The following is a 13,767-nucleotide window of genomic DNA, read 5'->3' on the forward strand; positions in this document are numbered from 1 at the left end:
TGTTACCGCTACGCAGCAACAATTAATTCAGAAAGCTGTCGTTCTCACACAATCCAAGTGTGTCTCTTATATCGAGTCCGATACAAAACCTTTTTGGTGTTGTATGGTTAAGTCTCACGGGCCATTAGTACAGGTTAGCTCAACGCCTCACAACGCTTACACACCCTGCCTATCAACGTTCTAGTCTCGAACAACCCTTTAGGACGCTTATAGCGCCAGGGAAGACTCATCTCAGGGCTCGCTTCCCGCTTAGATGCTTTCAGCGGTTATCGATTCCGAACTTAGCTACCGGGCAATGCGTCTGGCGACACAACCCGAACACCAGAGGTTCGTCCACTCCGGTCCTCTCGTACTAGGAGCAGCCCCCTTCAATCTTCCAACGCCCACGGCAGATAGGGACCGAACTGTCTCACGACGTTCTAAACCCAGCTCGCGTACCACTTTAAATGGCGAACAGCCATACCCTTGGGACCGACTTCAGCCCCAGGATGTGATGAGCCGACATCGAGGTGCCAAACACCGCCGTCGATATGAACTCTTGGGCGGTATCAGCCTGTTATCCCCGGAGTACCTTTTATCCGTTGAGCGATGGCCCTTCCATTCAGAACCACCGGATCACTATGACCTGCTTTCGCACCTGCTCGAATTGTCATTCTCGCAGTCAAGCGGGCTTATGCCATTGCACTAACCTCACGATGTCCAACCGTGATTAGCCCACCTTCGTGCTCCTCCGTTACTCTTTGGGAGGAGACCGCCCCAGTCAAACTACCCACCAGGCACTGTCCTCACCCCAGATAATGGGGCCAAGTTAGAACATCAAACATACAAGGGTGGTATTTCAAGGTCGGCTCCACAATCACTAGCGTGACTGCTTCATAGCCTCCCACCTATCCTACACATGTAGGCTCAATGTTCAGTGCCAAGCTGTAGTAAAGGTTCACGGGGTCTTTCCGTCTAGCCGCGGGTACACTGCATCTTCACAGCGATTTCAATTTCACTGAGTCTCGGGTGGAGACAGCGTGGCCATCATTACGCCATTCGTGCAGGTCGGAACTTACCCGACAAGGAATTTCGCTACCTTAGGACCGTTATAGTTACGGCCGCCGTTTACCGGGGCTTCGATCAACCGCTTCGAGTTACCTCTAACAGCATCAATTAACCTTCCGGCACCGGGCAGGCGTCACACCGTATACGTCATCTTACGATTTTGCACAGTGCTGTGTTTTTAATAAACAGTTGCAGCCACCTGGTATCTGCGACTCTCAATAGCTCCAAGAGTAAATCTCTTCACCGTCAAGAGCGTACCTTCTCCCGAAGTTACGGTACCATTTTGCCTAGTTCCTTCACCCGAGTTCTCTCAAGCGCCTTGGTATTCTCTACCCGACCACCTGTGTCGGTTTGGGGTACGATTCCTTACAATCTGAAGCTTAGAGGCTTTTCCTGGAAGCATGGCATCAATGACTTCATCACCTTAGTGACTCGACATCGTGTCTCGGCCTTAAAGGAAACCGGATTTACCTAATTTCCAAGCCTACGCACTTGAACCTGGACGACCGTCGCCAGGCCCACCTAGCCTTCTCCGTCCCCCCATCGCAATTGTAAGAAGTACGGGAATATTAACCCGTTTCCCATCGACTACGCTTTTCAGCCTCGCCTTAGGGGTCGACTTACCCTGCCCCGATTAACGTTGGACAGGAACCCTTGGTCTTCCGGCGTGGAGGTTTTTCACCCCCATTATCGTTACTCATGTCAGCATTCGCACTTCTGATACCTCCAGCAGACTTTACAATCCACCTTCAACGGCTTACAGAACGCTCCCCTACCCAATACCTAAAAGGCATTGCCGCAGCTTCGGTTTACAACTTAGCCCCGTTACATCTTCCGCGCAGGCCGACTCGACTAGTGAGCTATTACGCTTTCTTTAAATGATGGCTGCTTCTAAGCCAACATCCTAGCTGTCTAAGCCTTCCCACATCGTTTCCCACTTAGCTGTAATTTGGGACCTTAGCTGGCGGTCTGGGTTGTTTCCCTCTCCACGACGGACGTTAGCACCCGCCGTGTGTCTCCCGGATAGTACTTACTGGTATTCGGAGTTTGCAAAGGGTTGGTAAGTCGGGATGACCCCCTAGCCTTAACAGTGCTCTACCCCCAGTAGTATTCGTCCGAGGCGCTACCTAAATAGCTTTCGGGGAGAACCAGCTATCTCCGAGTTTGATTGGCCTTTCACCCCTAGCCACAGGTCATCCGCTAATTTTTCAACATTAGTCGGTTCGGTCCTCCAGTTGATGTTACTCAACCTTCAACCTGCCCATGGCTAGATCACTCGGTTTCGGGTCTATATCCAGAGACTGAGCGCCCAGTTAAGACTCGCTTTCGCTACGGCTCCCCTAAACGGTTAACCTTGCCACTGAATATAAGTCGCTGACCCATTATACAAAAGGTACGCAGTCACCCCATAAAGAGGCTCCTACTGCTTGTACGTACACGGTTTCAGGTTCTATTTCACTCCCCTCACAGGGGTTCTTTTCGCCTTTCCCTCACGGTACTGGTTCACTATCGGTCAGTCAGGAGTATTTAGCCTTGGAGGATGGTCCCCCCATATTCAGACAGGATATCACGTGTCCCGCCTTACTCGATTTCACCACAAATACGTTAACGGTTACGGGGCTATCACCCGGTATCGCGTGCCTTTCCAGACACTTCACCTGACGCATAAATGGCTTAAGGGCTAATCCGGTTTCGCTCGCCGCTACTACCAGAATCTCGGTTGATTTCTTTTCCTCGGGATACTTAGATGTTTCAGTTCTCCCGGTTCGCCTCTTTAACCTATGTATTCAGTTAAAGATAACTGCTTATGCAGTTGGGTTTCCCCATTCGGACATCGTAGATTCAAGTGGCTCTTACTGCCTCATCTACGCTTATCGCAAGTTAGTACGTCCTTCATCGCCTCTGACTGCCAAGGCATCCACCGTGTACGCTTAGTCACTTAACCATACAACCCAAAAAAGTTTTGAGTTGATGAACAAGTCACCAAGGTTGTCTGCATTTTTATACATGTTGCAGACTCGATATTGCCGGACTCAATTTTGAATACTTACTTAAAAAGTAAGTTTCCCAAGAACACTTGAATGTGTGTTGGTTATCTATCATTGATAGATAATTGAGAACTTTTACAAACATTCTAAAAGAATGTTTTGTCAGCTTTCCAAATTGTTAAAGAGCAATGTGTTTTCTTACGAAAATCACCATTTTTAAGAACACTTAAGCAAATGTGCTTAAAGATGGTGGAGCTATGCGGGATCGAACCGCAGACCTCCTGCGTGCAAGGCAGGCGCTCTCCCAGCTGAGCTATAGCCCCATCGGTATTGTTCTTCTAAAGAAGAATTGGTGGGTCTGAGTGGACTCGAACCACCGACCTCTCGCTTATCAGGCGAACGCTCTAACCACCTGAGCTACAGACCCACTAGGTGCTCTATTAAACCGTATCAATCTGTGTGAACACTCATCGCAATAATCTTATCGTTAAGGAGGTGATCCAGCGCCAGGTTCCCCTAGCGCTACCTTGTTACGACTTCACCCCAGTCATGAACCACAAAGTGGCAAGCGTCCCCCCGAAGGTTAAACTACCTGCTTCTTTTGCAGCCCACTCCCATGGTGTGACGGGCGGTGTGTACAAGGCCCGGGAACGTATTCACCGTAGCATTCTGATCTACGATTACTAGCGATTCCGACTTCATGGAGTCGAGTTGCAGACTCCAATCCGGACTACGACGCACTTTTTGGGATTCGCTCACTTTCGCAAGTTGGCCGCCCTCTGTATGCGCCATTGTAGCACGTGTGTAGCCCTACTCGTAAGGGCCATGATGACTTGACGTCGTCCCCACCTTCCTCCGGTTTATCACCGGCAGTCTCCCTGGAGTTCCCGACATGACTCGCTGGCAAACAAGGATAAGGGTTGCGCTCGTTGCGGGACTTAACCCAACATTTCACAACACGAGCTGACGACAGCCATGCAGCACCTGTCTCAGAGTTCCCGAAGGCACCAATCCATCTCTGGAAAGTTCTCTGGATGTCAAGAGTAGGTAAGGTTCTTCGCGTTGCATCGAATTAAACCACATGCTCCACCGCTTGTGCGGGCCCCCGTCAATTCATTTGAGTTTTAATCTTGCGACCGTACTCCCCAGGCGGTCTACTTAACGCGTTAGCTCCGAAAGCCACGGCTCAAGGCCACAACCTCCAAGTAGACATCGTTTACGGCGTGGACTACCAGGGTATCTAATCCTGTTTGCTCCCCACGCTTTCGCATCTGAGTGTCAGTATCTGTCCAGGGGGCCGCCTTCGCCACTGGTATTCCTTCAGATCTCTACGCATTTCACCGCTACACCTGAAATTCTACCCCCCTCTACAGTACTCTAGCCTGCCAGTTTCAAATGCTATTCCGAGGTTAAGCCCCGGGCTTTCACATCTGACTTAACAGACCACCTGCATGCGCTTTACGCCCAGTAATTCCGATTAACGCTCGCACCCTCCGTATTACCGCGGCTGCTGGCACGGAGTTAGCCGGTGCTTCTTCTGCAGCTAACGTCAAATGATGAGACTATTAATCTCACCACCTTCCTCACTGCTGAAAGTACTTTACAACCCGAAGGCCTTCTTCATACACGCGGCATGGCTGCATCAGGCTTGCGCCCATTGTGCAATATTCCCCACTGCTGCCTCCCGTAGGAGTCTGGACCGTGTCTCAGTTCCAGTGTGGCTGATCATCCTCTCAGACCAGCTAGAGATCGTCGCCTTGGTGAGCTCTTACCTCACCAACTAGCTAATCTCACCTGGGCATATCCTGACGCGAGAGGCCCGAAGGTCCCCCTCTTTGAGCCGAAGCTATTATGCGGTATTAGCCATCGTTTCCAATGGTTATCCCCCACATCAGGGCAATTTCCCAGGCATTACTCACCCGTCCGCCGCTCGCCGCCCATAGACGCCCCCGAAGGTTTGTTTATGTCGCTGCCGCTCGACTTGCATGTGTTAGGCCTGCCGCCAGCGTTCAATCTGAGCCATGATCAAACTCTTCAATTAAAGTTTTTTGTGGCTCAATGAATACTGAATAAATTGACTGTGCCAAGACCGAAGTCTTGATTGGTCACTCAGTTCATTGAAACCAATTGGAAACCGAAGCTTCTCATTTGATTATCATCAACGAGTGCCCACACAGATTGATAGGTTTAAGTTGTTAAAGAGCTTGCTTTTCAAGAGTTTTCTCTCAAAGCGGAGGTGCATTCTAGCGATTTCGTTGTCAGTGTCAAACACTTTTTTCAACTTTCTCATTCGAGCGTCTTATCCTCTTACTGAACCGCTGAAGCCTTGTGGCGTCTGCCGTGTCAGTGAGGGCGCATTATAGGGAGTTCTTAAAACTTGGCAAGACCAAATCTTACTTTTTTATAAAAAAACGATTCGTTTGTTCACTTTAACGCCATAACGCTGTTTTTATCCACTAAACTCCTATTTTTATGGCAAAGAAATGGATATTTAATTCTAAGATTGTTTTGGACGCCCCCGATATCATATTCTCTTTTATGTTTTTATTACCTAAATAACGAACAAATTAATCATCAGAATGAAACGCATGATGTTCATATTTGAGTCATTCATATGTCATTCGGTGATCATAATAAATTGCTAGTTTCCGAGCTCTGGTCATTAAGACCTAAACATTTAATGTAAGGAAACAATTTATTATGCTCCGAATACATAACCCTTTCGCATTAACATTACCCATAGTTGCAAGTGCAGTATTAACGGCTTGCTATGATCAAAATACGACTTATTCTAATCCTGGAGTTCCAGCTGGTGTCTCATACGAACAAACTGTAGCGGAACCGACCCTAACCGGTAATGAATTAACCATTGTCGATAACCTTGCCACCAATAACATAGCTGATTCGACAGGCTTTTCAGAAGATACCAACCCAATGCTTCAAATCTTAAGCGGGTTTGATGATATTTATTTAATGGGTCAATCAGATTGGGAAGATGGGACGTCCGCAACTAATTCAACAAGCGAGATTTTTTCAGTCGTTAATTTCTCCAACGCTCATATCCTCAACGACACGGTGTGGCAAGAAAACTATGACTATGTAGCAACATTAACAGAACCCGGGGAAACATCACCAGATCTAGACCGTACTTCTCCTTCAGTTTTAGTCCATGCCTATTTAGATGATCAGCGAGAAAAAGGCTTTAGTATCACATCAGGATTAGGGCCTTTAGCGAATATTTATCGCAATGCGGCAAATTCAACCTCTCCATATAGTATCAATGATGCAGATGAGGGGACTATTGATGTGCAAACCGATGCTTCTACTTCTTACACTATTGATATCGATTCTGGGACTCTTTGGGATAGCGACCAAGGTTACGGATCACTCGCAACAAATTATGGTACTTACGGTTCTGAAGAAAATGGTGATCTTGGATATCTAGTCGATCTATTAGACGTCATTAAAAATTACGGTGTATCAACAGAGCCAGCCAAATATCATTTTCTGTCTCCACGCCCTTGGCGCATTAATACTAGTTACGGCATCCTAGATTTTACTGATGGTGGGACATCTGACAGTAGTGTTGATTCAGATTCAGTCGCTGTTGATACCGCATTTGCAGATAGTACGCTCTATGCACCAACATGTGTAGGGGCAGACGACACTACTGAAACGACAAAATACTATGAAACCACCGACCCTGATACCGGAAGTGATGATACAGCATTGCTACACCCCATCACTGCACTTATCTGTGCAGGCCGTCAAATCTATGCCTCTGATGGTACAAATAATAAAGAATACAGTGAAGCGATGGACGATGGACTTTCTATCTCGGCCTATTACTCATCGCGCGCTAAAGATGGTGCTTTCCCAAGTGGCCATACTGCAGAAGCATTTGACCGAGGATTAGGGTTAGCCTATGCCATACCATCACGATTCTCACAGATGGTCGCTCGCTCAGCCGATCTAGGTGAAAACCGTATTGTGGTTGGAATGCACTCCCCGCTTGACGTAATCGGAGGGCGTATATTTGGTACTGCCGCAACTGCTGCCGTCTTATATAACAACGCCGATGCTGCAGCTCTTGCGCTTAACCAAGCCAACTCGTACTTCGAAGAAAAGGCCAGTGACGCAGGGTTTGAATCGATTATTGATTTCGCCAATTGTGTACAAGATGATACGTGTGATGACAGTGAATATAGTGATGACTACAGCGATCATGACACCATAAAAGAAACCTATAAAAAATACATGACCTATGGCTTTACTAAACTGGATGAACCCAGTGCAGATCCTGAAGTACCTAAAGGTGCCGAAGTGCTGCTTAAAAGTCGCCAACCCTATCTAACCGCTGCTCAACGCCGTGCTGTTCTTGCAACAACCGAAATAGATTCTAACTACCCTGTTATTAATGAATCCCGCGGTTGGGGACGAATTAACCTCGTTGATGCCGCCGATGGATATAGTGCCTTTAATGGCGATGTCAATGTCGATATGGATGCTTCTGATGGTGGTTTTAGTCAATACGACCGCTGGCGTAATGATATTTCCGGAGTCGGTCGCTTGAAAAAATCAGGCACAGGGACACTATCTCTAGAAGGAAATAACTCTTATACCGGTGGCACCTATTTAACCGAAGGGGAGCTCGTTGCTGCATCTCAAACAGCATTTGGTACTTATACCGTTTATCAAAATGCGGGGACATTGACAGTTGCAATAGAGAAAGGTGCATCAGATAGCTCGCATGGCACATTATCTGTATCTGACTATGTTCAAGAGGCTGGCTCTTTATCATTGAACCTCGCAGATAATGCAAAGATTAGTGCCGATAATGGCATCTTCATCGATGGAGGCTTATTAAGCTTAACCGTGCCTGCGCTGAATTCTGCAACGACCTATACGATCATGTCAGCTGGCGGCATTTATGGTACTTATGACACAGATAATGTAACGGTAGTAGATACAGAGGGAAACAGTGATTACTCGGTGTCCGTCAATTACAATGACTCAACAGTTCGCGTAACCATCACTCCAGATAGCGGTACTCTATAAAACAATAAAAGTACCGAAGAACCAATGCTTTTTATCGAGCCTAATGCTCTATACATACAATTAGGCATAGAAAATCCATAGCCATTTTTCTAGATTGGGGAAAATCAGATAAAGATAAGAAGTTCGGAAAGGTAGAAAGCAAAAAACCCAGCCATTAGGCTGGGTCTCTTTAAATTAAAGCCTGGCGATGACCTACTCTCACATGGGGAAGCCCCACACTACCATCGGCGCGATTTCGTTTCACTTCTGAGTTCGGCATGGGATCAGGTGGGTCCAAAATGCTATGGTCGCCAAGCAAATTCTTTGTTGTTACCGCTATCGCAGCAACAATTAATTCAGAAAGCTGTCGTTCTCTACACAATCAAGTGTGTCTCTATATCGAGTCCGATACAAAACCTTTTTGGTGTTGTATGGTTAAGTCTCACGGGCCATTAGTACAGGTTAGCTCAACGCCTCACAACGCTTACACACCCTGCCTATCAACGTTCTAGTCTCGAACAACCCTTTAGGACGCTTATAGCGCCAGGGAAGACTCATCTCAGGGCTCGCTTCCCGCTTAGATGCTTTCAGCGGTTATCGATTCCGAACTTAGCTACCGGGCAATGCGTCTGGCGACACAACCCGAACACCAGAGGTTCGTCCACTCCGGTCCTCTCGTACTAGGAGCAGCCCCCTTCAATCTTCCAACGCCCACGGCAGATAGGGACCGAACTGTCTCACGACGTTCTAAACCCAGCTCGCGTACCACTTTAAATGGCGAACAGCCATACCCTTGGGACCGACTTCAGCCCCAGGATGTGATGAGCCGACATCGAGGTGCCAAACACCGCCGTCGATATGAACTCTTGGGCGGTATCAGCCTGTTATCCCCGGAGTACCTTTTATCCGTTGAGCGATGGCCCTTCCATTCAGAACCACCGGATCACTATGACCTGCTTTCGCACCTGCTCGAATTGTCATTCTCGCAGTCAAGCGGGCTTATGCCATTGCACTAACCTCACGATGTCCAACCGTGATTAGCCCACCTTCGTGCTCCTCCGTTACTCTTTGGGAGGAGACCGCCCCAGTCAAACTACCCACCAGGCACTGTCCTCACCCCAGATAATGGGGCCAAGTTAGAACATCAAACATACAAGGGTGGTATTTCAAGGTCGGCTCCACAATCACTAGCGTGACTGCTTCATAGCCTCCCACCTATCCTACACATGTAGGCTCAATGTTCAGTGCCAAGCTGTAGTAAAGGTTCACGGGGTCTTTCCGTCTAGCCGCGGGTACACTGCATCTTCACAGCGATTTCAATTTCACTGAGTCTCGGGTGGAGACAGCGTGGCCATCATTACGCCATTCGTGCAGGTCGGAACTTACCCGACAAGGAATTTCGCTACCTTAGGACCGTTATAGTTACGGCCGCCGTTTACCGGGGCTTCGATCAACCGCTTCGAGTTACCTCTAACAGCATCAATTAACCTTCCGGCACCGGGCAGGCGTCACACCGTATACGTCATCTTACGATTTTGCACAGTGCTGTGTTTTTAATAAACAGTTGCAGCCACCTGGTATCTGCGACTCTCAATAGCTCCAAGAGTAAATCTCTTCACCGTCAAGAGCGTACCTTCTCCCGAAGTTACGGTACCATTTTGCCTAGTTCCTTCACCCGAGTTCTCTCAAGCGCCTTGGTATTCTCTACCCGACCACCTGTGTCGGTTTGGGGTACGATTCCTTACAATCTGAAGCTTAGAGGCTTTTCCTGGAAGCATGGCATCAATGACTTCATCACCTTAGTGACTCGACATCGTGTCTCGGCCTTAAAGGAAACCGGATTTACCTAATTTCCAAGCCTACGCACTTGAACCTGGACGACCGTCGCCAGGCCCACCTAGCCTTCTCCGTCCCCCCATCGCAATTGTAAGAAGTACGGGAATATTAACCCGTTTCCCATCGACTACGCTTTTCAGCCTCGCCTTAGGGGTCGACTTACCCTGCCCCGATTAACGTTGGACAGGAACCCTTGGTCTTCCGGCGTGGAGGTTTTTCACCCCCATTATCGTTACTCATGTCAGCATTCGCACTTCTGATACCTCCAGCAGACTTTACAATCCACCTTCAACGGCTTACAGAACGCTCCCCTACCCAATACCTAAAAGGCATTGCCGCAGCTTCGGTTTACAACTTAGCCCCGTTACATCTTCCGCGCAGGCCGACTCGACTAGTGAGCTATTACGCTTTCTTTAAATGATGGCTGCTTCTAAGCCAACATCCTAGCTGTCTAAGCCTTCCCACATCGTTTCCCACTTAGCTGTAATTTGGGACCTTAGCTGGCGGTCTGGGTTGTTTCCCTCTCCACGACGGACGTTAGCACCCGCCGTGTGTCTCCCGGATAGTACTTACTGGTATTCGGAGTTTGCAAAGGGTTGGTAAGTCGGGATGACCCCCTAGCCTTAACAGTGCTCTACCCCCAGTAGTATTCGTCCGAGGCGCTACCTAAATAGCTTTCGGGGAGAACCAGCTATCTCCGAGTTTGATTGGCCTTTCACCCCTAGCCACAGGTCATCCGCTAATTTTTCAACATTAGTCGGTTCGGTCCTCCAGTTGATGTTACTCAACCTTCAACCTGCCCATGGCTAGATCACTCGGTTTCGGGTCTATATCCAGAGACTGGGCGCCCAGTTAAGACTCGCTTTCGCTACGGCTCCCCTAAACGGTTAACCTTGCCACTGAATATAAGTCGCTGACCCATTATACAAAAGGTACGCAGTCACCCCATAAAGAGGCTCCTACTGCTTGTACGTACACGGTTTCAGGTTCTATTTCACTCCCCTCACAGGGGTTCTTTTCGCCTTTCCCTCACGGTACTGGTTCACTATCGGTCAGTCAGGAGTATTTAGCCTTGGAGGATGGTCCCCCCATATTCAGACAGGATATCACGTGTCCCGCCTTACTCGATTTCACCACAAATACGTTAACGGTTACGGGGCTATCACCCGGTATCGCGTGCCTTTCCAGACACTTCACCTGACGCATAAATGGCTTAAGGGCTAATCCGGTTTCGCTCGCCGCTACTACCAGAATCTCGGTTGATTTCTTTTCCTCGGGATACTTAGATGTTTCAGTTCTCCCGGTTCGCCTCTTTAACCTATGTATTCAGTTAAAGATAACTGCTTATGCAGTTGGGTTTCCCCATTCGGACATCGTAGATTCAAGTGGCTCTTACTGCCTCATCTACGCTTATCGCAAGTTAGTACGTCCTTCATCGCCTCTGACTGCCAAGGCATCCACCGTGTACGCTTAGTCACTTAACCATACAACCCAAAAAAGTTTTGAGTTGATGAACAAGTCACCAAGGTTGTCTGCATTTTTATACATGTTGCAGACTCGATATTGCCGGACTCAATTTTGAATACTTACTTAAAAAGTAAGTTTCCCAAGAACACTTGAATGTGTGTTGGTTATCTATCATTGATAGATAATTGAGAACTTTTACAAACATTCTAAAAGAATGTTTTGTCAGCTTTCCAAATTGTTAAAGAGCAATGTGTTTTCTTACGAAAATCACCATTTTTAAGAACACTTAAGCAAATGTGCTTAAAGATGGTGGAGCTATGCGGGATCGAACCGCAGACCTCCTGCGTGCAAGGCAGGCGCTCTCCCAGCTGAGCTATAGCCCCATCGGTATTGTTCTTCTAAAGAAGAATTGGTGGGTCTGAGTGGACTCGAACCACCGACCTCTCGCTTATCAGGCGAACGCTCTAACCACCTGAGCTACAGACCCACTAGGTGCTCTATTAAACCGTATCAATCTGTGTGAACACTCATCGCAATAATCTTATCGTTAAGGAGGTGATCCAGCGCCAGGTTCCCCTAGCGCTACCTTGTTACGACTTCACCCCAGTCATGAACCACAAAGTGGCAAGCGTCCCCCCGAAGGTTAAACTACCTGCTTCTTTTGCAGCCCACTCCCATGGTGTGACGGGCGGTGTGTACAAGGCCCGGGAACGTATTCACCGTAGCATTCTGATCTACGATTACTAGCGATTCCGACTTCATGGAGTCGAGTTGCAGACTCCAATCCGGACTACGACGCACTTTTTGGGATTCGCTCACTTTCGCAAGTTGGCCGCCCTCTGTATGCGCCATTGTAGCACGTGTGTAGCCCTACTCGTAAGGGCCATGATGACTTGACGTCGTCCCCACCTTCCTCCGGTTTATCACCGGCAGTCTCCCTGGAGTTCCCGACATGACTCGCTGGCAAACAAGGATAAGGGTTGCGCTCGTTGCGGGACTTAACCCAACATTTCACAACACGAGCTGACGACAGCCATGCAGCACCTGTCTCAGAGTTCCCGAAGGCACCAATCCATCTCTGGAAAGTTCTCTGGATGTCAAGAGTAGGTAAGGTTCTTCGCGTTGCATCGAATTAAACCACATGCTCCACCGCTTGTGCGGGCCCCCGTCAATTCATTTGAGTTTTAATCTTGCGACCGTACTCCCCAGGCGGTCTACTTAACGCGTTAGCTCCGAAAGCCACGGCTCAAGGCCACAACCTCCAAGTAGACATCGTTTACGGCGTGGACTACCAGGGTATCTAATCCTGTTTGCTCCCCACGCTTTCGCATCTGAGTGTCAGTATCTGTCCAGGGGGCCGCCTTCGCCACTGGTATTCCTTCAGATCTCTACGCATTTCACCGCTACACCTGAAATTCTACCCCCCTCTACAGTACTCTAGCCTGCCAGTTTCAAATGCTATTCCGAGGTTAAGCCCCGGGCTTTCACATCTGACTTAACAGACCACCTGCATGCGCTTTACGCCCAGTAATTCCGATTAACGCTCGCACCCTCCGTATTACCGCGGCTGCTGGCACGGAGTTAGCCGGTGCTTCTTCTGCAGCTAACGTCAAATGATGAGACTATTAATCTCACCACCTTCCTCACTGCTGAAAGTACTTTACAACCCGAAGGCCTTCTTCATACACGCGGCATGGCTGCATCAGGCTTGCGCCCATTGTGCAATATTCCCCACTGCTGCCTCCCGTAGGAGTCTGGACCGTGTCTCAGTTCCAGTGTGGCTGATCATCCTCTCAGACCAGCTAGAGATCGTCGCCTTGGTGAGCTCTTACCTCACCAACTAGCTAATCTCACCTGGGCATATCCTGACGCGAGAGGCCCGAAGGTCCCCCTCTTTGAGCCGAAGCTATTATGCGGTATTAGCCATCGTTTCCAATGGTTATCCCCCACATCAGGGCAATTTCCCAGGCATTACTCACCCGTCCGCCGCTCGACGCCGTTAACGTCCCCCGAAGGTTCAGTTAACTCGTTTCCGCTCGACTTGCATGTGTTAGGCCTGCCGCCAGCGTTCAATCTGAGCCATGATCAAACTCTTCAATTAAAGTTTTTTGTGGCTCAATGAATACTGAATACATTACTAAGTAATGTTGAATTGACTGTGCCAAGACCGAGGTCTTGATTGGTCACTCAGTTCATTGAAACCAATTGGAAACCGAAGTTTCTCATTTGATTATCATCAACGAGTGCCCACACAGATTGATAGGTTTAAATTGTTAAAGAGCTTTGCTTTCAGTGCGTTAGCACTTAGGCAGGACGCGTATATTACGCTACCCACTTTGAAAGTCAACATAAAACTTTAATCTTTTTTAAAGCTTTATGGTGACTTGCTTAC

At 48.3% G+C, this 13,767-nt stretch carries 1 protein-coding gene, 4 tRNA genes and 5 rRNA genes; 1 reads left to right on the plus strand and 9 read right to left on the minus strand.

Annotated features, from left to right (window positions below; translation table 11 throughout):
* Positions 1-103 precede the first annotated feature (103 nt).
* The 4 genes from I1A42_RS15500 to I1A42_RS15515 all read right to left on the minus strand — a co-directional run bounded on the left by I1A42_RS15500 (position 104) and on the right by I1A42_RS15515 (position 5,076).
* Positions 104-2,992: ribosomal RNA gene (locus I1A42_RS15500) — 23S ribosomal RNA — on the minus strand.
* 290 nt (positions 2,993-3,282) lie between these two features.
* Positions 3,283-3,358 (minus strand) — tRNA-Ala (locus I1A42_RS15505).
* A 27-nt stretch (positions 3,359-3,385) separates the two neighbouring features.
* Positions 3,386-3,462 (minus strand) — tRNA-Ile (locus I1A42_RS15510).
* Positions 3,463-3,523: 61 nt separating this feature from the next.
* Positions 3,524-5,076: ribosomal RNA gene (locus I1A42_RS15515) — 16S ribosomal RNA — on the minus strand.
* The 16S and 23S rRNA genes sit together here with 2 tRNA genes alongside, the layout of an rRNA operon.
* Positions 5,077-5,735: 659 nt before the next feature.
* Between I1A42_RS15515 and I1A42_RS15520 the strand changes: the two genes are divergently transcribed.
* Complete coding sequence (locus tag I1A42_RS15520) at positions 5,736-8,093, plus strand: phosphatase PAP2 family protein (protein ID WP_196123980.1); 2,358 nt, start codon at positions 5,736-5,738, stop codon at positions 8,091-8,093.
* A gap of 179 nt (positions 8,094-8,272) precedes the next feature.
* Here I1A42_RS15520 and rrf read toward each other — a convergent pair.
* From rrf to I1A42_RS15545, 5 genes are all read right to left on the minus strand, one after another.
* A 5S ribosomal RNA gene (rrf, locus tag I1A42_RS15525) occupies positions 8,273-8,388 on the minus strand.
* 115 nt (positions 8,389-8,503) lie between these two features.
* Positions 8,504-11,392, minus strand: a 23S ribosomal RNA gene (locus I1A42_RS15530).
* A gap of 290 nt (positions 11,393-11,682) precedes the next feature.
* A tRNA-Ala gene (locus I1A42_RS15535) sits at positions 11,683-11,758 on the minus strand.
* Positions 11,759-11,785: 27 nt separating this feature from the next.
* Positions 11,786-11,862: transfer RNA gene (locus I1A42_RS15540), tRNA-Ile, on the minus strand.
* 61 nt (positions 11,863-11,923) lie between these two features.
* Positions 11,924-13,476, minus strand: a 16S ribosomal RNA gene (locus tag I1A42_RS15545).
* Between the last annotated feature and the right edge of the window lie 291 nt (positions 13,477-13,767).

The organism is Vibrio nitrifigilis, assembly GCF_015686695.1.
GTDB classification, from domain to species: Bacteria; Pseudomonadota; Gammaproteobacteria; order Enterobacterales; family Vibrionaceae; genus Vibrio; species Vibrio nitrifigilis.